The sequence below is a fragment of the Plantactinospora mayteni genome (assembly GCF_016862935.1).
Lineage (GTDB): Bacteria > Actinomycetota > Actinomycetes > Mycobacteriales > Micromonosporaceae > Plantactinospora > Plantactinospora mayteni.
This window is the reverse complement of sequence record NZ_BONX01000052.1, coordinates 18,862-40,650: the sequence shown is the minus strand read 5'-3', so window position 1 is coordinate 40,650 and position 21,789 is coordinate 18,862. Positions and strand designations below refer to the sequence as shown.

Here is a 21,789-nt window from a genome sequence, read left to right as displayed (position 1 = left end):
TCATTTCCTCCTTAGGTAGGTCATTCCCTGTTCTGTCCACCGGTTCTCGAGCGAGAACGTGCTGACCTCGTCGCCCTGCCAGGGCAGCCAGTGCTCGATGATCCGGCTGATCCCCCGCTCGGCGGGGCGTACCCGGGCGAACAGGTAATCCAGGTCGAGCAGGCCCTCGCCGAGCGGGCAGCTGGCCAGCCGGAAGCCGACCCAGCTCTCGTCCCGGGTGAACCGGAAATCCTTCATGTGCAGGTTGACGACGTGTTCCGCGACGGTGTCGATCACCTGGTTCGGGTGCTCCAGCGCTGCCACGCAGTTCGCCGGATCGAGGCAGATGCCGAGGTTGCGACTGCCCACCCGGTCCACCAGCGCCACCAGGTCCGCCGACGGCACCTGCTCGTACGTCTCCAGGGCGACCGTCACGCCGGCCCGCTCGTACCCGGGGAGCGCCTCGGCGAGCAGTCGCGCGGCCTCGGCCAGGGTGGGCCGCGACGTCGCTGTGGTGAGCATGGTCCGGACCAGCCTCGCCCCCAGCCGCCGCGCCAGGCCGAGGTAGTTCTCCAGGTGCGCCACGGCGAGCCCACGGGTGCCGAGTTCCAGGGCCAGACCGCCGGCCCGGGCTCGGGCGGCGAGCGCGTCCAGCCGCTGCTCGTCGAACCGCTCGACGGCCGGGTAGTCACAGATCTGGAACACCTCGGCGCCCAGCCCGATGGCCCGGTCGACCATCTGTTCGAGCGAGAGCGGTTCCGTCGCGCGGGCCGAGTGCTGCCAGAAGAACGCGTACGTGCCGAGGCCGATGCCGCTCATGCCGGCACTCCGCTTCGCTCCGTACCGCCATGAGGCTTGTCCGCCCTGAGCTGGCTGATTCGCTCGCTACGCTCGCTCATGCCGGCAACGCCATCCGTTCCGCCTCGTCGAGGACCTCGCCGAGCCGCCGCGGGTCGTGCGCGAACCGGCCCAGGAACAGGCCGTCGACCTGATTGCCGAGCCGGGTGAGCAGCCCAGGGCCGGCGCTCCCGCCGTAGATCACCGCGCTGCCGGCGAGCTTCGGGTCGGCGGCGATCCGGTCCCGTAGCGCGGTACAGACGGCGCCGATATGCGCCGGCCCGGCGGGTTCGCTGGCGCCGATGGCCCAGTGCGGCTCGTAGGCGACGACGATCTCGCCGGGCCCGCTCTCCGGGCCGAGCGCCGCATCGAGTTGGCGGAGGCACTGCCGCGCGGCCTGCGTCACCGACCCCGGCTCGGCCTCCCCGACGCAGAGTACCGGGATCAGGTTGTTGCGCAGTGCCGCGGCGGTCTTGCGGGCGACCGCGTTCTCGTCCTCGCCGAAGTACCGCCGGCGCTCGGCATGCCCGATCACCACGTAGCGGCAGCCCAGGTCCCGCAGGTCCGCCCCGCTCACCGCGCCGGTGTAGGCGCCACGGTCCGCCCAGAACAGGTCCTGCGCGCCGACGCCGAGCCCCGAGTCGCGTACCCGCTCGGCGACCAGCGGCAGCGCCGGGAGGCTCGGTGCCACCCAGAGCCGGACGTGTCCCCTCTGCACGGCAGGCCGGCTACGGGCCAGTTCACGCACCTGTTCACACCAGCCAAGGGTTGTCGCGACGTCGAGGTAGAGCTTCAGGCTCACTCCGATCGTGACGGCGGCCGTGCGGCTCACGTCTCGTACCCGTCGAGCACGGCCACCTTCTGCGCCGAGGCGGACGACTCGTCGAACTGGTGGGTGAGCCACTCGCGGGCCAGGCGCCGGGCGAGTTCCAGGCCAACCACCCGCTGGCCGAAGGTGAGCACCTGGGCGTTGTTGCTGAGCACCGAGCGCTCCACCGAGTAGGAGTCGTGCGCGGTGACCGCACGGATGCCGCGTACCTTGTTCGCGGCGATCGCCACGCCGAGGCCGGTGCCGCAGATCAGCAGCGCCCGGTCGGCCCGCCCGTCGGCGACGAGTTGGGCGGCGGTAACCGCGACGTGCGGGTACGCGGTGGTGTCGTCGGCGCCGACGCCCACATCGATGACCTCGGCGACCAGGTCATTCGCCTCGAGATCCCGCTTGAGCACCTCCTTGTACTCGAAGCCGGCGTCGTCCGAGCCGATCACGATCCGCCATTTCTCCACGTTCATCCGGCCTCCCCGGTGGTGGGACCTACGCTGTCGAGCACCGCGCGGAGCACCAGCGCCAGTGAAACGGCTCCGGCATCCGGCGTGCCCAGGCTCCTCGTGCCGTGTGACCTCGCCCGGCCGACCCGGGGCAGCAGGTTGGCGGTCGCCTGGGCGGCGGACTCGGTGACCGGCACCGCAGCCGCCAGCGCCGCCGGGATGCCACCCGGACTGGCGGCACGGAAGGCGTCGCGAAACGGTACGAGTGCGTCGACCATCGTCCGGTCCCCGACCACGGCCCGCCCGGCGGCGAGGACCGCCGTCGTCGCTGCCTCGATCGCTGCTGCTGCGGCGGCGGCGTCAGGCTCGCCGTCGTCGCCGAGCGCCGACCCCGCCGCCCGCAACGCCGCGCCCCACAGCGCGCCGGACGTGCCGCCGGCGCGGTCCGCCCAGGCGTCCGCCGCCCGGCGCAGGCTCGTGCCGGCGCCCCCGCCGCCGGCGGCGACGAACTCGGCAGCGTCGAGTGCGGCGTGTACACCACGCTGCATGCCGATGCCGTGGTCGCCGTCGCCGACGATCGCGTCGAGGCGGCCGAGCTCGTCGACCTGCTCGTCGATGCCGCGGGCGGCGGCGGCGAACGCGTCCCGCACGGCGCGTCCCGCCCGCCGGCCCGCCTCGGAGGCCGGCGCGACGGCGTCCTGAACCGGGGCGCCGGCATCGGCGGTACTCGCCCCGGTGACGCCGCCACCGACGCTGCTCGTACCGTCGGCGGAAGCGGGGGCCGCAAGGCACGGGCCAGCGGCGTTCTTGCGGAAGGCCGGTGTGTTCGCCGACGCCCGCCACAGCCGGTCGAGCTCCTCGTCGAGCCAACAGAGGGTCAGCGAGACCCCGGCCATGTCGAAGCTGGTGACGAACTCGCCCACCTCGGGCTCGACCACCTCCACGCCGGCCCGGTCGAGCAGTTCGGCGACCGCGCCGTAGAGCACGAAGAGTTCCTCGTACTTGACCGACCCCAGACCGTTGAGGATGGCCACCGCCCGGGCCCCGCGGGCCTCGGGCAGGTCGTCAGGCGGCTCCGCGAGCAGCGAGCCGACCAGGGTCCGGGCCAGTTCGTCGGAGGTCGGCACGTCCCTCTCGTCGATGCCGGGCTCGCCGTGGATGCCCATGCCCACCGCCATCCGCCCGTTCGGCACGGTGAACAGCGGCGCTGCGGCGCCGGGCAGGGTGCAACCGTCGAACGCGACGCCGAGCGAGCGGGTCCGGTCGTTCGCCCGGCGGGCGAGCCGGGCCACCTCGTCCAGTGCCCGGCCCTCGGCACTTGCCGCACCGGCCACCTTGAACACCGCGAGACCGCCGGCGATGCCGCGCCGCAGCCGCCGCTCCGTCGGCCGGGCGCTGGAGATGTCGTCGGTGACGACCACCGTCTCGCAGTGGATACCCTCGGCACGTAGCCGGTCCTGCGCCAGGTCGAAGTTGAGCACGTCGCCGGCGTAGTTGCCGTAGCAGAGCAGCACACCCCGACCCTGGTCGGTGGCGCGGGCGACCGAGTACACCTGCTGCGCCGACGGGGCGGCGAACAGGTTACCCATCGCCGCGCCGTGCGCCAGCCCGGCTCCGACGAGACCCGCGAAGGCCGGGTAGTGCCCCGACCCGCCGCCGATGACGAGCGCCACCCGCGGGGCAGGGTCGGGGGTGCGGCGGACCACGCCACCTGGAACCCGCCTCACCCACGGTGAGAACGCCCGGGCGAAGCCGCCCGCCGCCTCGTCGGCAAAGGCCGCCGACTCGTTGACCAGTCGCGCCACCGTGGCACCTCCTCGACGACACTTGAAACGTGTCAACAGTAACCCAGGACGCCGCCGAGGCAAACAGGTGGCTGCTCAGTCGCAGTTGCGCAGCGGGATCTGTCATGCTGAGGCGATGGCGATCATCCAGGCGGGCGCCGAGCTTGAAACGTTGTACACAGGCGCCAGGTGGGGTGAGGGGCCGGTCTGGCTGCCGGCGACCCGGCGGGTCCGATGGAGTGACATCCCCAACGACCGGATCCTGGAGTACGACCTAGAGTCCGGGCACACCAGCGTCTACCGCAGCGGGGTGGAGTTCACCAACGGCCGTACGCTCGACCGTGGCGGCGCGGTGGTGCAGTGCTCGCACGGGCGTCGTGCGGTCGAGCGGGAGACCGCCGCAGGGCTCACCACGCTCGTCGACTCCTGGGCCGGCAAGCGGTTGAACTCGCCGAACGACGTCGTCGTCGCGGACGACGGCGCGATCTGGTTCACCGACCCGCCCTACGGCATCGTCTCCGACGCACAGGGCCGTCCCGCGGTCCAGGAGTACGACGGGTGCCACGTGTTCCGGTTCGACGAGCGGACAGGCGAGGTCACCAGCGTGATCACCGACATGTGGCACCCGAACGGGCTGGCCTTCGCCCCGGACGAGCGGGTGCTCTACGTCTCGGACAGTTCGCTCGCCCGGCACCCGGACGGCCGACGGCACATCCGGGCATACGACGTGGTCGACGGGCACTGCCACAACGGCCGGGTACTGGCCGAGATCCAGCCCGGATTCCCGGACGGGCTCCGGGTCGACCAGCTGGGCCGGATCTGGACGTCGAGCCACGACTCGGTGCAGGTGTTGGCGCCGGATGGCACCCGACTGGGAGCCGTACCCGTGCCGGAGCCGGTGTCCAACCTGTGTTTCGGGGGCGAGGACGGGCGGGATCTGTTCATCACCGGGGCGACGAGCCTCTACCGGATCCGGACCACCACCCGGGACGCCCGGCCGAGTGTCGGATAGCGCAGGTCCCCGGGCCGCGGCCAGCGATCACGGCGCGGGCCGGCCGAGCGCCGCGTGGAGCAACCTGCGGCGCCCTGGCCGGTGAACCGGTGTGCTCCGGGCCGGCTGGCGGGTCAGTCAGCGTCCGGGCCCAACGGCTCCGGGATCTCGGCGCCGTTCTCGACGAGCGTGTCGGTGACCACCCGAATGGCGTTGAGCGCGCGGGGGAAGCCCACGTACTGCACCGTGTGGATCACTGTCTCGATGATTTCGGTGGGCGTCATCCCGGCCCTGAGCGCCCCCCGGGTGTGGCCGCGTAGCTGCGGCTCGAGCCCGCCCATCGCGACCAGTACGCCGAGCGTGATCATCTCCCGCTGGGCCAGGGTGAGGCCCGGGCGCGAGTACACGTCGCCGAAGTTGAACTCGATGCCGTAGCGGGCGAGGTCCTGGGCCAGGCCGGTCTGCATGGCGATCAGCCCGTCGGCCTTGCCCTCGCCGTACAGTTCCTCGAACCTGCGCTTGCCCTTGGCCAACCGATCGGTCATGCGGTTTCTCCTGTGTCAGATCGAATGCCCGCCGTCGAGCGGCAGGATCACCCCGGTCACGTTCACCGTGGCCGGCGATGCCAGGTACACCACGGTCTCGGCCAGATGGTCCGGCTCGCCGAGCAGCCGGGTGGGAATCTGGCTGAGCAGGGCCTCGCGCCGTTCCGTCGTGTCGTTGTCCCGGCCCGGTGTCGCCTGGGCGCCGGGGGCGAGGCAGTTCACGGTCACCCCCTGCTCGGCGACCTCGATCGCGAGCGCCTTGGTCAGGCCGACCACGCCCGCCTTCGCCGCGGCGTAGGCGGTGGCGCCTCGGACCAGTCGCCCGCCCGCGATGGCCGCCACCGAGGCGATGTTGACGATCCGCCCGTGCCGCTGGGCGAGCATCGAGGGCAGCACGGCCCGGGTGACGTTGAAGACCGTTGTCAGGTTCCGGTCGACCTGGGTCGACCAGGTCTGGTAGGTCATTTCGTGGAAGAAGCTGACGGCGCCGCCGCCCGCGCCGTTGACCAGGATGTCGACGCCGCCCCACTGCGCGATCAGGCGCTCCGCCGCAGCCTGCACGGCCTCGAAGTCGGTGAGGTCGACCGCTTCCGTCCAGGCGTCCACCCCGTGCGTGCGGACCCGCTCGGCCACCGCGTCGAGCCCGACGGGATCGAGGTCGAGGCCGGCGACCCGGGCGCCTTCGCGCGCCAGGTGTTCGCAGATGACGCCGCCCAGTGCTCCGGCCGCGCCGGTGACGACGGCCCGTTTGCCTGCCAACCTCATGGCGCGACCCGGACGTCCGGATCGTCGTTTCGACACTCAGCGTTACTTTCGATCATGGGTGCCATGCTTCCATGTTGCTTGAAACGTGTCAAACGCGGGTAATGTTACGAGTGCTCGCCCAGTGCGCGCCCCGGAGATAACGAACGTGCAATTTGGCCTTGTCCTGTGCTTGACAGTGGTCGAGGCCACCACTAGCCTCTGCGCTTGAAACGCTTCAATCTCCCATCGCGCTTCACAAGGAGGAAACGTGACCCCTACAGCGACGAGGCGGCGTGGGTGGGTTGTCCGGTCTGCGGCGGTGGGTGCTGCGGCCACGCTCGTGCTCGCCGGCTGCGCCCCGGGTGGTGAGGATGGCGGCGAAGACGGCGACAGTGCCACCGCGTTCAGCCTGCTGACCCCCGCCGAGAACGCCATCATCCGGAACGAGCTCACCGCGCTGTCGAGCGGTGCGTGCCAGACGCAGAACACCGCCCTGCCGTTGAGCAGCGAGACAGTGGCGCAGTCCGACGTGGTCCAGAAGGTTACCCTGCTGGCCAGCCAGAAAGCCCTCCCGGTGATGTTCGTGGCGGGTACCGCGCAGGTCAGGCCGGACGGCGACCTCGGCAAGAACAAACTGACCGTGGACTACGAGACGAAGCTCAAGGAACTCGGCCACTGGGACGACATCCTCCCGGCGGCGGCGGCCACGGTGAAGTCCGCATACGGCGGCAACATGGCTTCCCTCCCGTTCCAGTACAACATCGAGGGCATCTTCTACAACAAGACGCTCTTCGCCCAGCACGGCGTCACCCCGCCGACGACCTGGGACGAGTTCGTCGCCGTGGCCGAGAAGCTCAAGGCAGCCGGCGTCGTGCCGATCACCCAGGCCGGCGCCCAGGGCTGGCCGATCACCCGCCTGATCGGCAACTACATCTTCCGGTCCGTCGGACCGGACGCGATGACGAAGGTGCAGAACGGTCAAGCCAAACTGACCGACCCGGAGTACGTGGCGGCGGCCCGGACCATCGCCGATCTCGGCCGCGCGGGGCTGTTCGGCGAGGGCGTCACCTCTCGGGCCGCCGACGCCGCGAACGCGCAGTTCCTCAACGGCCAGGCCGCGATGACATACACCGGCTCGTACTTCCTGGCGAACCTGAACGACCCGGCGCAGAACAAGGTCGGTGTGTCGAACGTCGGCTTCATCCCGTTCCCCGGCGTCGACGGCGGCAAGGGCAACAGTGGCCAGTGGCCGGCCAACGCGGGCGCGGCCACCGCGACGTCCGCCGCGGCGTACGGTCCCAAGGTCGGCGACTGGCTCGGTTGCATCGCCGAGAACTACGGCAGCAGCGTGCTGAAGAACCAGGGAGTGATCTCCGGGTTCCGGCTGAACCAGCCGGTGGACGCCATTCCGCCGCTGACGGCGGAGTTGCAGGCGATCGTCAGCAAGACGACCGAGACCGTCCTCTGGTTCGAGGCGCTGTGGGACGCGAAGACCACGGCGGACGCGCAGAAGAACGTGGCGCTGTTGCTGACCGGCCAGCAGTCGCCGGAGCAGTACATGGCGATGTTGCAGGCCGACCTGGAAAAGGCACGCTGAGCACAGGCGCGACCATGCGGCGGAACATGCGGACGTGCCCGACCACGGGGGCGGGGGAGCGGAACCAGATCGAGTCTGGTCCGCTCCCCACCCGCCGGCACGCCGTCGTGTCGTTCGGTGGCGGCGTCGCCCCCTCGAAAGGAACGATGTGAAGAGCGTCCTCGGCGACAGAAAAGCGATCCTGATCCTGCTCGGGCCCGCGTTGCTCGTCTATACCGGCGTCAAGCTCGTCCCGGTCTTCTGGTCGCTCGGTCTGACGTTCTTCACCGGCAATCCGCTCAGCGGCTACGAGTACATCGGGTTCGACAACTTCGTCCAGTTCTTCCGGGACCCGCAGGCACGCGCGGCGCTGGGCTTCACCCTCCGGTACGCGCTCGTGCTCTCCATCGGGCAGATAGTCCTCGGCTACGCCCTGGCGCTGATGTACGTCTTCGTGCTGCGCAAGGCGTCGACGTTCGTGCGTACCGTGGTGTTCTTCCCGACGGTGCTGCCGACAGTGGCGGTCGCCCTGCTGTTCAAGAGCCTGTTCGCGGTCGGCCAGCAGGACGGTCCGGTCAACGCGGGTCTCGACGCGTTCGGGCTCTCGTCGATCGACTGGTTCGCCACCGGGGGCGGCACCTTCGTCGTGGCGATCCTCATGGAGCTGTGGCGGTCGATGGGGTTCTTCGCCGTCCTGCTCTACGCCGGCCTGCTGGACATCCCCGACGAGGTGCTGGAGTCGGCCCGGATGGAGGGGGCGACCGGTTGGCGGCTGGTGCGGTTCGTCGTCCTGCCGCTCTCGCTGCCGGTACTGCTCTCCTCGGTCATCTTCAGCCTGAACAACACCATCAAGGTGTTCGACACGCTGCTGGCCCTGAACGACGGCGGGCCGGGCGGCCAGACCACCCCGCTGACGCTGCTCATGTACCGGACCGTCTTCGACTACGCGGACTACGGCTACGGCAGCACCATCGCGTTCGTGCTCACCATCATGTGTCTACTGGTCACGCTGGCGGTGTTCCGGTCGGCCCGACGCGACAACACCAGGAGCTGAGGCATGGCGATCCAGTCCACGGCAACGAGGCCGACCGCGACGCGCCCCGACCCGTCGCGCCCGGGCCGGGCGGCGCGACCCGGGCGGGCCGGCCGGTCCCTGCGGCGGCTGCCGGTACGTCTGCTCATCACGCTGCTCGTGCTCGTCGAGGTGTATCCGATCGTCTGGCTGGTGCTCGGCTCGTTCAAGACGCAGAACGAGTTCTTCACCGAACCCACATGGGCGCTGCCCCGGCAGTTCAGCTTCGACAACTACCAGGAGGCGTGGCTCGGCGGCGACCTCGCCCGGAACCTGCTGAACAGCGTGCTGGTCACGGTCCCGTCGGTGGCGTTCATGATCGTGCTCGGCATCGCCGCCGCGTTCGCCCTGGAGGTGTTGGTCTGGAAGGGACGCAACACGGTCCTGCTCGTCTTCCTGGCCGGCATCATGGTCCCGGGGCAGATGATCCTGGTCCCGCTCTTCACGGCCTACTTCCAGATCGGCCTCACCAACACGCTGTGGCCGCTCATCATCACGTACACGGTGATGGGCCTGCCGCTGACGGTCTTCCTGATGGCGGCCTACTTCCGGGCGATCCCGCGGGAGGTCTTCGAGTCGGCGACGATCGACGGGGCGGGGATGATCCGGGCGTTTCTCCGCATCGGGGTGCCGATGATGCGCAACGCGATCGTCACCATCGCCCTGGTCGAGTTCTTCAGCGTCTGGAACGACCTGCTCATCGCGCTCACCTTCACCACCCGGGAGGAACTGGCCACGGTCCAGGTGGGGCTGCTGCACTTCAGCGACGAGTACGGTGCCACCGAGTACGGGCCGCTGTTCGCCGCGATCAGCCTCAACGTGCTCGGCATGCTGGTGCTGTACCTGTTCCTGAACCGGCAGATCATGGCCGGCCTGGCGGCCGGTTCGCTGAAGGGCTGACATGACGGTTACTGGACTGACCCTCGGGGCCTCGAGCCTCGGCGCCCGGCACCCCGAACCCGACGCGCTTGAGCTGGCCGCAGCTCTGCTCCGATCGCCGTTCGGGCAGGTCGACACGTCGAACGCGTACGCGGGCGGGCGCAGCGAGGCGCTGCTCGGTGCGGTGTTGCGGGACTGGTCGGAGCCCGGCCGTCCGGCGACCATCTTCTCCAAGGCGGACGCCGACCCGGCCACCGGCGGGTTCGACGGGGACCGGGTGAAGCGCTCCTTCGAGGAGACGGTCGAGCGGCTCGGAGTCGACCATCTGCCGATCTACCACCTGCACGACCCGTACGGCATCACGCTCGCCGAGGCGACCGCGCCCGGCGGCGCGGTCGAGGCCATGGTCGCGCTGCGCGAGCAGGGGCTCGTCGGGGCCATCGGAATCGCCGCCGGTCGCCGCCGGCTCGTCGAGGAGTACGTCCGGACCGGTGCCTTTGACGCGGTGCTCACCCACAACCGGTACACGCTGGTCGACACCAGTGCCGCGAGCATCATCGCGGCGGCCAAGGAGCGGGGGATGCTGGTCTTCAACGCCGCGCCGTTCGGCGGCGGGATCCTCGCCGGTTCCGCGAACGCGCGAGGCCGCTACGGCTACCGGCCCGCCCCGCCGGAACTGCTCGGCCACGTCGACCGGCTGACCCGGATGTGCCGGGAGTGGCGCGTGCCGCTGGCCGCCGCCGCGCTGCACTTCTCGTTGACCGCACCCGGCGTCGACTCGACCGTCGTCGGCGTTTCGGACCTCGGCCGGCTGGCCGAACTCGAAAAGCTGGCGGCCTTCCCGATCCCGGACGGCTTCTTCGCCGCGGTCGCCGGGCTCGGCACACCACCGACGACCACGCTCGACGACTGAACGGCACCTGGATGACCGACCTGCGTTACGTCGAGGACGTCGCGCCCGGCGCCGGCCGACGCCGGCCCCGCGCCGACTTCCGCTCCGACGCCCCTCGGCTCTGCCTGAACGGTAGGTGGCGGTTCCGGCTCTCCCCGACGGCGGCCGGTACCGGACCCGGGTTCGCCGCGCCGGACCTCGACGACACGGACTGGGCGACCATCCGGGTACCGGCACACTGGGTGCTCGAGGGGTACGACCAGCCGCTCTACACGAACACGGCGTTCCCGTTCCCGCTCGACCCGCCCCGGCTGCCTCGGGAGAACCCGACCGGCGACTATCGGCTGCGGTTCGACCGGCCGGACGGCTGGCCGCCTGGTCACGCCGTGCTGCGTTTCCAGGGGGTCGACTCGTGCGGCCAGGTCTGGCTCAACGGAGTGGAACTGGGGCACTCCAAGGGGAGCCGGCTGCCGTTCGAGTTCGACGTGACCGACCACCTGCGCCCGACCGGCAACGTGCTCGCGGTCCGGGTGCACCGCTGGTCGTCCGGCAGCTATCTGGAAGATCAGGACATGTGGTGGCTGCCGGGCATCTTCCGGGACGTGGAGCTGATCGCCCGGCCCGTCGGATCCATCGACGACTTCTTCGTCCACGCCGGCTACCGCCACCTGGACCGGACCGGCACGCTGCGGGTGGACGCCGACGTAACCGGGATGGTGGAGATCCCCGAGCTCGGCCTGCGGGTACCGACGGGCGTCGACGTGGCGCTCGCCGGCATCGAGCCGTGGAGCGCCGAGTCACCCCGGCTGTACCGGGGGACGCTGCGGGCCGGCGACGAGCGGATCGAACTCGCCGTCGGGTTCCGGACCGTCTCCGTCGAGGGTGGACGGCTGCTCGTCAACGGGGCGCCGGTGCTGTTCCGCGGGGTGAACCGGCACGAACACGACCCGGACCGGGGTCGCTGCCTCGACGTCGAGACCATGCGCCGCGATGTCGTGCTGATGAAACAACACCACATCAACGCGGTCCGGACCAGCCACTACCCGCCCCATCCGGAGTTCCTGCGGCTCTGCGACGAGTACGGGCTGTGGGTGGTGGACGAGTGTGACATCGAGACGCACGGCTTCATCTACGCCGGGTGGCAGGGCAACCCGCCCGCCGATCCAGCGTGGCGGGCGGCGCTGCACGACCGGGTCGAGCGGATGGTGGAGCGGGACAAGAACCACCCGAGCGTGGTGGTCTGGTCACTGGGCAACGAGAGCGACTCGGGAGCGGCGTTCGGCGAGATCGAACGCTGGATCCGGGAGCGCGATCCGTCCCGGCCGATCCACTACGAGCGCGACCGCAGCTACCGGCACTCCGACTTCCACAGCCTGATGTACCCGTCGCTGGCGGAGCTGGAGCTGATCGGGCGGCGGGAGGAGCCGGCGCCCGAGGGCGTGGAACCGGGCTCCGCCGACGACGTACGCCGCCGTGGCCTGCCGTTCCTGCTCTGCGAGTACGCCCACGCGATGGGCAACGGGCCGGGGTCGCTGGTCGACTACCAGCGGATCCTCGAGGGGTACGAGCGGTTCTGTGGCGGCTTCGTCTGGGAGTGGATCGACCACGGGCTGCGCGGGCGGACCGCGGACGGCGTCGGGTACTTTCGGCACGGCGGAGACATCGACCACCAGCCCAACGGCGGCCGCTACTGTCTGGACGGGCTGCTCTTCGCGGACCGCACGCCGTCGCCCGGACTACGCGAGTACGCGAAGGCGATCGAGCCGGTCGACATCGCGGTGGACGCCGAGGCGGGCTGGCTGACGCTGCGGAACCGGTACGACGTGTCCGATCTGGCCCATCTGCGGCTGTCCTGGACAGTCGAGGACGACGGTGTGCCGGTGGCGGCCGGCGAGTTCGACCCGCCCGCGGTGCCGGCCCGATCCTCGGCCCGGGTGCCGCTGCCGGAGGCGGCTCGCGGCACCGCCGCCCGGGCCGGCGAACGCTGGCTCACTGTGCGGGCCGTGCTCGGCGCGGCCACGAACTGGGCATCGGCCGGGCACGAGGTGGCCTGGGGCCAGGGCCGGCTCGCCGAATCGGTCCCGCCAGCCGGTCCATCTGATGTCGGGCTGGCGGGTCCGCCAGTCGTCCCGCCCGCCGGTCCACCTGATGTCGGGCTGGCCGGTCCGCCGGCCGTCCCGCCGGTCCGTCCACCTGATGTCGGGCTGGCCGCCGAGGGGGCGCTCGCTCGGCCGCCGACCCGGTCCGGCCCGGCGATCGTGGGGGACCGGCTGGTCCTCGGCCCGGCCGAGTTCGATCCGGGTTCCGGCCGGCTGGTCCGGTTCGGTGGGCTTGAGGTGGACGGCCCGGAACTCGATGTGTGGCGGGCACCGACCGAGAACGACCACGGACAGGGCGCGCTGAACGACCTCGTCGCCGGCTGGCGGGCGGTCGGCCTCGACCGGATGCTGCACCGCGTCGACGAGGTTCGCACCGAGGCGGGCGACCGGCTCGTGGTCCGGGTGCGCAGCGGACCGGCGGCCCAGACCCTGGCCCTGCGTGCGGTGCTGCGCTGGGCGCTGTGCGCCGATGCCAGTCTGGCGCTGACCGTCCGGGTCGAGCCCGAGGGGATCTGGGCGGACACCCCGATCGGCGGACACCGCATCACGCTTCCCCGACTGGGCCTGCGGATGGCGCTGCCCGGTGGCTTCGGCGCGGCCCGGTGGTTCGGCCGCGGCCCGGGGGAGACCTATGTGGACAGCCGTACGGCAGCCCGGGTCGGCAGGTTCAGCTCGAGCGTCGACGCGCTTCAGACGCCGTACCCGTTTCCGCAGGAGAACGGCAACCACGTCGAGACCCGCTGGCTGGAGCTGTCCGGGCAGGGGTTGCCCGTGTTGCGGGTGGTGGGGGAGCCGTGGTTCTCGTTCACCGTCCGGCGCTGGACCAGCGAGGCGCTGGACCAGGCCCGCCACCCGTACGAACTGCGTGACTCGGGTCGGGTCTGGCTCAATCTCGACCACGCCCAGCAGGGACTTGGCAGCGCGTCGTGCGGGCCGGCGTTGCCCGAACGGTACCGGGTCCCGATCCAGCCGTACGAGTTCGGCCTGCGGCTCTCGATCTCCGGTTGACGGTGGGGTGCGACGGCGCCCCACCGCGGGGATCCATGGCGGGACGCCGGGTCGGACACTCGTCGGCGGGTCAGTCGGCGGCGAGCTCGGCACGCCAGAGGTGGACGGGCCTGAAGCCCAGGCGGTCACGGGCCCTGTCGATGGACATCAGCGTCTCGAAGGTGCCCAGCTCCTTGCGCAGCGGGACGTCCGGGAACGCCCCGGAGACCAGGTCGGCACTGGGCACGGCGAGCCCGGTGTCGGACGCCGCCACGTGGTACACCTCGAAACCGGGGCGGGCGGCGGCCAACGCGAGCGCCACGGCGGTGGCGCCATCCCGCGCGTCGACGTAGCTCCACAGCAGGTCGCGGCGGTACGCCGGGTCGTGGCCCCGTTCCGCGAACCGCCCGTACTCGCCGGGGCCGGTCACGTTGGTGAACCGCAGTGCGGTGACGCGCAGCTCCGGCTCCCACCGGACGAGCTGGGCGGCCATCGCCTCTTCGAGGACCTTGCCCAGCCCGTACGTGTTGTTGGCCCGGTGCGGGCTGTCCTCGTCCAGCGGCAGGTACGTGGGCGCCTCGGTGAACGGGAAGCCCACCGCGCTGATGCTGGAGGCGTAGACGATCGTCCGGATCCCGGCGCGCAGGGCGGCATGGAACACGTTGAACGTCACGGTCAGGTTGTGGTGGAACGTGGTGACGTCGGGCACGAGGCCGTTGACCGGGATGGCGGCCAGATGCACGAGCGCGTCGAGGCCCCGGTGGCGGGCGGTGACCCCGAGCACGGCGTCCAGCGTCTGCCCGTAGTCGCCGAGGTCGACCCGGGTGAAGCCGGCCCCGGGCGTACCAGTGAGGTCCAGACCGAGGACCTCGTGCCCGTCGGCGCGGAGCCGTTCGACGGTGGCCCTGCCGAGCTTGCCGGAGCTGCCGGTGACCGCGATGCGCGAACTCATCTCGTCACCGCTGCCGGGAAGTCGGCGGGTACCGGCCTGGCCGGCACCGGATGCCCCTTGGCGTCCGCCTCGGTCAGGTGCAGGTGGCCGGTGCGTCCGCCGAGCGGCAGTCCGCTCTCCACGAAGAACCCGCGCAGCGTCTGGTACACCTCGACCACGTCGTGGACGTCACCGGCGCGGATGAGGACGATGTCGCCGGCCTGGACGTAGCGCTCCGCGCCGTCGACGAGGATCTTCGCCTTCCCCTCGCCGATGAACCAGATCTCGTGGTCGTCGTGGTAGTGGCGGTCGAATCGGCCGTTCTCGGTGGGCACGGCGAACCGCCCGGCGCCGGCGATGTCGCACCAGTCCGGGCGGTCCGTCGGGTTCAACCACTGGCCGGGTTGGTAGACCGGCATCTACCCGGCCTGCGTCCATCGGGAGGCGACGCCCGGCTCGAGGATGCGGGCGTCCGGCAGCTCGTCGAGCCCGGTCTCGGCGCCGCCCGGGGTGTAGACGACGACGAGGCGGAGCGGGCGCCAGGTGGTGTTGTCCGTCGAGTGCAGGGTGTTCGCCGGGATGTAGACGGCATCACCCTCGCGGATCGGGAACGCCGGTCCGTCGCCGACGGTCTGCGCACCCTCGCCGGAGATCACGTAGATGACCTCCTCCTCGTTGGGGTGGACGTGCGGCGCGTGGCCCTGGCCGGGGTAGATGACGACCTCACCGGTGGTGAGTCCGGCGCCCTCGTCCAGGTGGGGCGTGACCAGCCACTTGATGGTCCCCCAGTCGAACGTGCGGGTGGGCACCTCGTCGGGCCTACGTCCACGCATGGCCGATGTCATCGCAGATTTCTCCGTTCGGTGATTCAGTGCAACGGGATTCAGTGCAACGGGATGGATCAGTGCAACGGGATTGACTTGAAGTCGATCGCCTGCTGGGTGATGGCGCGCTCGGTGGGCAGCCGCTCCATCGACGACGCGCCGAAGAAGCCGACCACACCCGTGGTGTTCCGCAGCACGTACGCGGCGTCCTCGGGCTCGGCGATCGGGCCGCCGTGGCAGAGGACGAGGATGTCCGGGTTGACCGCGACAGCGGCGTCGCGCATCTGCTGGACCCGGGCGGCCGACTCCTCCAGCGTCACGGCGGTCCGCGCGCCGATCGTGCCGCTGGTGGTCAGCCCGAGGTGCGGTACCAGCACGTCGGCGCCGGCCTGCGCCATCGCCGCCGCCGAGTCGACGTCGAACACGTACGGCGCGGTCAGCAGGTTCCGCTCGTGGGCCTGCCGGATCATCTCGACCTCGAGGTCGTAGCCCATCCCGGTCTCTTCGAGGTTCTGCCGGAATACGCCGTCGAACAGGCCGACCGTGGGAAAGTTCTGCACGCCGGTGAAGCCGATCGCGGCCAGTTCGTCCAGGAACCTGCCCATCAACCGGAACGGGTCGGTGCCGTTGACGCCGGCGAGGACCGGGGTGTCCCGCACGATCGGCAGCACCTCTCGGCTCATCTCCACGACGATCTGGTTCGCGTCGCCGTACGCGAGCAGGCCGCTCAGTGAGCCGCGGCCGGCCATCCGGTACCGGCCCGAGTTGTAGATGATGATGAGGTCGACGCCACCCGCCTCGGCCGCCTTCGCCGAGATCCCGGTGCCGGCGCCCGCGCCGATGACCGGCCGGCCGGCGGCGACGGTCGCCCGCAACCGCTCCAGCGCTGTCGCGCGATCCATCTCAGCTCCTCTCGCTGATCATGCGATGCAGCAGGTCGGCCGCCAGGTTCGCCACCTCGGGGTCGTTGATGTGCCGCTCGGTCTCGACCAGTGTCACCGTGCTGCCACGTACCACGTCGAGCACCGCGCCGAAGAGTGCCGCGTCGGCCGCCGGATCGTGGAACGCCATGTCGGGCGCGTCGAGGGCGGAGACTCCGCCGCGGGGCAGCACGAGCGCGGTCGGACCGGCCGCGGCGGCGAGCTTGGCGCCCACCCGACGGCCCAGCTCGGCGCTCTCCTCGGCAGTGGTTCGCATCAGGGTGACGGTCGGGTTGTGTACGAAGAACTGGCGGTTCGCGAACAGCTCGGGGACGGTTTCTCGCGGGCCGAAGTTCACCATGTCCAGCGCGCCCAGGCTCACCACCTGCGGCACTCCGGCGACTCCGGCCGCGGTGAGCCGGTCCGGTCCAGCGCTCAGCACGCCGCCCACCAGGTCGTCGGCCAGTTCGGTGGTGGTCAGGTCGAGTACCCCGGCGAGCAGCTCGGACCTGGCCAGCGCTTCGAGTGCCCGGCCGCCGGCGCCGGTGGCGTGGAACACCAGCACCTCGTACCCCAGTTCGGTGAGTCGGGCGCGTGCCACGTCCACCGCGGGCGTGGTGACGCCGAACATCGAGGCGGCGACGAGCGGCCGGTCGTGAGCCTGGGCCGCGGCCGGAGCGGTGCGGGCCGCGTGCGCGGTGGCCATCGCGGCGAGGCCGGCCGCCGCGTTGCCGAGCACCGCCCGGGACACCTGGTTGACCCCGGAGATGTCGACGACGCTGTACATCATCGTCACGTCGTTCGCGCCGACGTAGGGCGAGACGTCGCCGGACGCCATGGTGGAGACGATCAGCTTGGGCAGGCCGACCGGCAGCTCGCGTACGGCGCGGGCGGCGATCGAGGAGCCGCCGCTGCCGCCGAGCGCGAGCACCCCGTTGAGCCGGCCCTCGTCGTGTAGCCGGGCGAGCACCGCGGCGGCCCCCTGGCCCATGGCGGTGACCGCGGCGCCGCGATCGTTGCCGTCGCGGAGCGCGTCGATCGACGCGCCCCCAGCCTGGGCGACCTCGACCTGGTCGATGGTGATGGGGTCGGTGAAGCCGACGGCGGCCCGGATCCCGGTGTCGACGACGACTACGTCGACGCCGTGCTCACGTAGCCGGTCGGCCACCCACTGGTACTCGGTGCCCTTGGTGTCGAGAGTGCCGACGAGTGCGACGGAGGCGGGGCTCGTCCGACCCTCGTTGCGCTGGCGTGGTGTGGGAACGGTCACGAATCCATCCTCAGGCCAAGTTTGAAACGTGTCAACCCTGTCCGATATGATGTTTCCGCCTCTACTTGAAACGTGTCATTACGTGGTCGGTCCTGCCGGACAGCCTTCCCGGCCGATGGCCCGACGCCGGCGGAAAGGACCCGGGAACTCGATGAGCGTCACCCCGAACGCCCCGACGGCGGAGCAGCATCGAGTCCCGCTGGGCATCGGTGAAGCGCGGCCTCGGCTGTCCTGGCGGACCACGGCGCCGTCCGGATGGCAGCAGGAAGCCTACGAACTGGAGATCGCCCGGGGCGGGCAGGTCACGGTCGTCCGCGTCGACTCGGCCGACCAGATCCTCGTGCCGTGGCCGAACGAACCGTTGCGCTCCCGGGAGTCCGGGATCATCCGGGTCCGCGTCCACGGCAGGGATGTGACGTCGCCCTGGAGCGAGCCCACCACCGTCGAGGCGGGGCTGCTCGAACCGGACGATTGGACCGCGGTCCCGGTCGGCGCCGGGTGGCCCGAGGAGGCGGAGTCCGACGAGCGCCGGCCGAGCCTGGTCCGCCGGTCCTTCCAAATCGACGGCGAGGTCGTGGCGGCCCGGCTCTACAGCAGTGCGCACGGTCTCTACGAGGTCGAGATCAACGGGCGCCGTGTCGGCGACGACGCCATGTCGCCCGGTTGGACCGTGTACCCGCGGCGCCTGCGCTACTACACCTACGACGTCACCGACCACATAGGACAGGGTGAGAACGTCATCGGTTCGTGGCTGGGCGACGGCTGGTACCGTGGCCGGCTCGGCTGGCGCGGCGGCTTCCGGAACCTGTTCGGCGGCGACCTGTCCCTGATCGCACAGCTTGAGGTGCGCTATGCCGACGGCAGCACTCAGGTGATCGCCACGGACGAAACATGGCGGGCGGCGGCCAGCCCGATCCTGCACTCCGGCAACTACGACGGCGAGGCGTACGACGCTCGCGAGGAGCTGACCGGCTGGTCGGAGCCGGGATTCGACGACCGTTCGTGGAGCCCTGTCGCGATCCGGTACCGCGATCCGGCCACCCTGGTCGCACCGATGGGCCCGCCGGTCCGGTGCACCGAGGAGGTTCGCCCGGTGGCGGTGCTGCGTACCCCTGCCGGCGCCCGAGTGCTGGACTTCGGGCAGAACCTGGTCGGCCGGCCCCGGATCCGGGTCGGCGGAACGCGCGGGGACAGGGTCACCATGAGCACCGCCGAGGTGCTACAGGACGGGGAGATCTACCGGCGCCCGTTGCGCGACGCGAAGTCGACCGACAGCTACATTCTCGCCGGCCGCGAGGTCGAGGAGTGGGAGCCCCGGTTCACCTTCCATGGCTTCCGGTACCTCCAGGTGGACGGCTGGGCGGGCAACCTGGATCAGGCCGTGGCGAGCGGCGACATCGTCGCCCGGGTCTACCACACCGACATGATCCGCACCGGTTCCTTCGAGTGCTCCGAGCCACTGCTGAACCGGCTGCACGAGAATGTGGTCTGGAGCATGCGGGGCAACTTCCTCGACGTACCCACCGACTGCCCGCAGCGCGACGAACGGGTCGGCTGGACCGGCGACATCCAGGTGTTCGCGCCCACCGCCGCCTTCCTCTACGACTGCTCCGGAATGCTCGCCTCGTGGCTGGTCGACCTCGCCATCGAGCAGCTCCCCGACGGCACCGTTCCGTGGTACGTACCGGTCATCCCGGCCCGGCACATGTGGACACCGATCCGCCCCGGCGCGGGCTGGGGCGACGCCGCCGTACTCACCCCCTGGGCGCTCTACCAGCGTTTCGGGGACATCCAGATCCTCAACCGGCAGTACCCGAGCGCCAAAGCCTGGGTCGACCTCGTGGACAAGCTCGCCGGCGACGACCACCTGTGGGACGAAGGGTTCCAACTGGGCGACTGGCTCGACCCGAGCGCGCCGCCGGACGCCCCGGCCGCCGCCACCACCGACAGGTACCTGGTCGCCACCGCCTACTTCGCCCAGTCCGCGCGGATCCTCGCCCGGATCGCCGAAACCATCGGCGAAACCGACGACGCCGTGCAGTACCACCGGCTCGCAGACCAGGTACGCGCGGCGTTCGCCGGGCGGTACCTGACCGGGTCCGGCCGGCTGAAAAGCGACACCCAGACCGCGTACGCACTCGCCATCGTGTTCGACCTGCTCCCCGAGGGGCAAGCGACGCTGGCCGGACAGCGGCTGGCCGAACTCGTCGCGGCCGGCGGCAACCGTATCGGCACCGGTTTCCTCGGCACCCCCGTTGTCACCGACGCGCTGAGCCAAACCGGGCAGCTCACGGCCGCGTACAACCTGTTGCTGGAGCGGGACTGCCCATCCTGGCTCTACCCGGTCAGCCAGGGCGCGACCACGATCTGGGAGCGCTGGGACAGCATGCTGCCTGACGGTACGGTGAACCCCGGACAGATGACCTCGTTCAACCACTACGCGTTCGGCGCGATCGCGGACTGGCTGCACCGGGTCGTCGCCGGCATCGCACCGGCCGCACCCGGGTACCGGGAGATCCTGTTCCGGCCCCGGCCCGGCGGTGACCTCACCCACGCCGCGGCGGCGCACGAGACGCCTTACGGCCGGGCGGCGATCAGCTGGGAACTCGCCGACCGCACACTCCGGGTGGAGGTCGTGGTGCCGACCGGCGCCCGGGCCACGCTCGACCTGGCCGGCGAGGAACCGCAGCGGCTCGGCCCCGGAACCCACCGGTTCACCGTCGCCTCGCCCTCGGCGACCTCGCGGTAGCCGACCTGGCGACCGCAAGTCCTCCACCACAGTCCACGTTGTCGGACCACAGAGGCTCGGGGGCGCTGTGCCGGATCGAGTAGGCGCGCCGCATGCCGTCAGCTCGCACCTGCGGCACGCGCTCGTGAAGCTGGCGTGCGCTCTCGGGTCGAGCCGGCCCGCCTGACGGCGGAGTGATGTCACTTCTCGCGCGGCCCCAAAGGACAACGGGCAGGACAGCGAAGAGAATGCTCGCAAGTCCGAGAAGGCTGATGGCCGCCGCGACGCCGGTCGCATCGGCGACCAGCCCGGCGAGGGCGGCGCCGAGTCCGTGCGCGGTGAGGTTCGTGGACGCCGCGATGCCCATTCCCCGGGCCCGCTGGTCGGCGGGAAGCAGCTCCGCGAACGTGGACACCGAGATGACGATGAGCACCGCCCAGGCCGCGCCGCTGAGACCGAAGACCAACATGATCATGTACGGGTTCTCCAGCGCGGCGACCGCCAACAGCGGCAGGCCGGGCGTCACGCACGCCACCGGGAACGCCTTCGGGTAGTGGGCCGCGGCGACGTATTTGGCGAAGAGCCACAGGACCACCACGGCGAACAGCCCGGCCGAGGCCAGGAACAGTCCGACCCAGCGCGGGCTGAGGCCCAGCTCGGCGGTGAGCGCCACGGCGAGCGCCTCCGGGGCGATGAGGAACAGGGCTGAGAAGGTCAGCAGGAGGATGGCGCGCAGGGCCGACGACTGCCAGATGAGGCGAAACGTCGACGTGACGGCCGTCGACTCGCCAGGCTGCGCGGCGGGCGGGCGGCGCCGGACGAACAGCAGGACGACGAGCGCCGACACGGCGAAGGTGATGCCATCGATGATCAAACAGGTGGCGGGGGCAACGGCGGTGGCCAGGAAACCGCCGGAGCAGAATCCGGCCAGCGTCGCACCCTGGTTCAACGACTGCCGCAGTGCCATCCCGGCGCCGTACTGCCGCTGCGGCAGGATGTCGCGCAGCAGCGCGAGGCGAGCGGCCTGGTAGGGGCCGCTCAGCAACGCCGACGTCGCGACCAGGCCGCACAGCAACGGCAGCGGGGCACCGGGAACCGCCATGGCAAGGACGACCGCTGCCCGGATCCCGTCGATCACCACCAGAACCTCACGGCGAGGCCGACGGTCGGCCATCGACGAGAGCAGGATGCCACCCGCGACGGTGGGCAGGTACGTCAGCGCATAGGTCAGGCCGCTGAGCCCGGCGGAACCGGTACGTCCGAAGACCAGCAGGGCCAGCGCCACCCGGGCAAGTTGATCGCCGAACACCGACAGCAGCTCGGTCACGGCGACGGCGCAGAACTCTCGATTCCGCAGCAGCGGCTTCATCGGTGTGGCGTCCTTCCCGGTCCCGGCTCGACACGATGTCGCCCAGACCCTGCCACCGCCCGCTGAAGAGCCACTTCCTGTCCGGAAGGCTCCGAG

Annotated in this window: 19 protein-coding genes; 7 read left to right on the top strand and 12 right to left on the bottom strand. The window is 70.9% G+C overall.

Translation table 11 applies throughout. The annotated features are described in order from the left end of the window. From Pma05_RS33890 to Pma05_RS33875, 4 genes are all read right to left on the bottom strand, one after another. A complete protein-coding gene (locus Pma05_RS33890; protein ID WP_203861601.1) occupies positions 1-798 on the bottom strand; it encodes a sugar phosphate isomerase/epimerase family protein in 798 nt (265 codons plus the stop codon). A gap of 76 nt (positions 799-874) precedes the next feature. Next, the gene (locus Pma05_RS33885; RefSeq protein ID WP_203861600.1) at positions 875-1,648 is read right to left on the bottom strand and encodes a triose-phosphate isomerase family protein; all 774 of its coding nucleotides are present in this window, start codon (positions 1,646-1,648) and stop codon (positions 875-877) included. Further along, positions 1,645-2,106 (bottom strand): ribose-5-phosphate isomerase, encoded by a 462-nt coding sequence (locus tag Pma05_RS33880; RefSeq protein WP_203861599.1) that lies wholly within the window; start codon positions 2,104-2,106, stop codon positions 1,645-1,647. The genes Pma05_RS33885 and Pma05_RS33880 overlap by 4 nt, the downstream gene beginning before the upstream one ends. Further along, a complete protein-coding gene (locus Pma05_RS33875; RefSeq protein ID WP_203861598.1) occupies positions 2,103-3,887 on the bottom strand; it encodes a dihydroxyacetone kinase family protein in 1,785 nt (594 codons plus the stop codon). Before Pma05_RS33875 ends, Pma05_RS33880 begins: the two co-directional genes overlap by 4 nt. A gap of 115 nt (positions 3,888-4,002) precedes the next feature. Between Pma05_RS33875 and Pma05_RS33870 the strand changes: the two genes are divergently transcribed. Then, positions 4,003-4,878 carry an SMP-30/gluconolactonase/LRE family protein gene (locus tag Pma05_RS33870; RefSeq protein WP_203861597.1) on the top strand — a complete coding sequence of 292 codons (876 nt, stop codon included), beginning with the start codon at positions 4,003-4,005 and terminating at the stop codon, positions 4,876-4,878. A gap of 113 nt (positions 4,879-4,991) precedes the next feature. Here the strand turns inward: Pma05_RS33870 and Pma05_RS33865 are convergent, their stop codons facing one another. Both Pma05_RS33865 and Pma05_RS33860 read right to left on the bottom strand, forming a co-directional pair. Continuing rightward, complete coding sequence (locus Pma05_RS33865; RefSeq protein WP_203861596.1) at positions 4,992-5,402, bottom strand: carboxymuconolactone decarboxylase family protein; 411 nt, start codon at positions 5,400-5,402, stop codon at positions 4,992-4,994. A gap of 15 nt (positions 5,403-5,417) precedes the next feature. Continuing rightward, the gene (locus tag Pma05_RS33860) at positions 5,418-6,167 is read right to left on the bottom strand and encodes an SDR family NAD(P)-dependent oxidoreductase (RefSeq protein WP_203861595.1); all 750 of its coding nucleotides are present in this window, start codon (positions 6,165-6,167) and stop codon (positions 5,418-5,420) included. A 298-nt stretch (positions 6,168-6,465) separates the two neighbouring features. On the opposite strand from Pma05_RS33860, the gene Pma05_RS33855 reads away from it, so the two are divergent. From Pma05_RS33855 to Pma05_RS33835, 5 genes are all read left to right on the top strand, one after another. Beyond that, a complete protein-coding gene (locus Pma05_RS33855) occupies positions 6,466-7,743 on the top strand; it encodes an ABC transporter substrate-binding protein (protein WP_203861594.1) in 1,278 nt (425 codons plus the stop codon). A 148-nt stretch (positions 7,744-7,891) separates the two neighbouring features. Beyond that, entirely contained in the window at positions 7,892-8,776 is an 885-nt protein-coding gene (locus tag Pma05_RS33850; RefSeq protein WP_203861593.1) for a carbohydrate ABC transporter permease, read from the top strand. Positions 8,777-8,779: 3 nt separating this feature from the next. Continuing rightward, positions 8,780-9,694, top strand: coding sequence for a carbohydrate ABC transporter permease (locus Pma05_RS33845; RefSeq protein ID WP_203861592.1), 915 nt, complete (start codon positions 8,780-8,782; stop codon positions 9,692-9,694). A gap of 1 nt (position 9,695) precedes the next feature. Further along, positions 9,696-10,586: an aldo/keto reductase gene (locus tag Pma05_RS33840; RefSeq protein WP_203861591.1), complete on the top strand. Its 891-nt coding sequence runs from the start codon at positions 9,696-9,698 to the stop codon at positions 10,584-10,586. 11 nt (positions 10,587-10,597) lie between these two features. Then, entirely contained in the window at positions 10,598-13,672 is a 3,075-nt protein-coding gene (locus Pma05_RS33835) for a glycoside hydrolase family 2 TIM barrel-domain containing protein (RefSeq protein WP_203861590.1), read from the top strand. Positions 13,673-13,742: 70 nt separating this feature from the next. Here Pma05_RS33835 and Pma05_RS33830 read toward each other — a convergent pair whose 3' ends face one another. The 5 genes from Pma05_RS33830 to Pma05_RS33810 form a co-directional block, all read right to left on the bottom strand. Continuing rightward, a complete protein-coding gene (locus tag Pma05_RS33830; RefSeq protein ID WP_203861589.1) occupies positions 13,743-14,603 on the bottom strand; it encodes an NAD-dependent epimerase/dehydratase family protein in 861 nt (286 codons plus the stop codon). Continuing rightward, complete coding sequence (locus Pma05_RS33825; RefSeq protein ID WP_203861588.1) at positions 14,600-15,001, bottom strand: AraC family ligand binding domain-containing protein; 402 nt, start codon at positions 14,999-15,001, stop codon at positions 14,600-14,602. Before Pma05_RS33825 ends, Pma05_RS33830 begins: the two co-directional genes overlap by 4 nt. Continuing rightward, a complete protein-coding gene (locus tag Pma05_RS33820; protein ID WP_203861587.1) occupies positions 15,002-15,415 on the bottom strand; it encodes a cupin domain-containing protein in 414 nt (137 codons plus the stop codon). Between the two features lie 68 nt (positions 15,416-15,483). Next, positions 15,484-16,308 (bottom strand): phosphoenolpyruvate hydrolase family protein, encoded by an 825-nt coding sequence (locus Pma05_RS33815; RefSeq protein WP_203861586.1) that lies wholly within the window; start codon positions 16,306-16,308, stop codon positions 15,484-15,486. 1 nt (position 16,309) lies between these two features. Then, positions 16,310-17,596: a Tm-1-like ATP-binding domain-containing protein gene (locus Pma05_RS33810; RefSeq protein WP_203861585.1), complete on the bottom strand. Its 1,287-nt coding sequence runs from the start codon at positions 17,594-17,596 to the stop codon at positions 16,310-16,312. Between the two features lie 151 nt (positions 17,597-17,747). Here Pma05_RS33810 and Pma05_RS33805 point away from each other — a divergent pair, with 151 nt between their 5' ends. After that, positions 17,748-20,345 carry a family 78 glycoside hydrolase catalytic domain gene (locus Pma05_RS33805; protein WP_203861584.1) on the top strand — a complete coding sequence of 866 codons (2,598 nt, stop codon included), beginning with the start codon at positions 17,748-17,750 and terminating at the stop codon, positions 20,343-20,345. Here the strand turns inward: Pma05_RS33805 and Pma05_RS33800 are convergent. After that, entirely contained in the window at positions 20,311-21,693 is a 1,383-nt protein-coding gene (locus tag Pma05_RS33800) for an MFS transporter (RefSeq protein WP_275414794.1), read from the bottom strand. The genes Pma05_RS33805 and Pma05_RS33800 overlap by 35 nt on opposite strands. Positions 21,694-21,789: the final 96 nt, after the last annotated feature.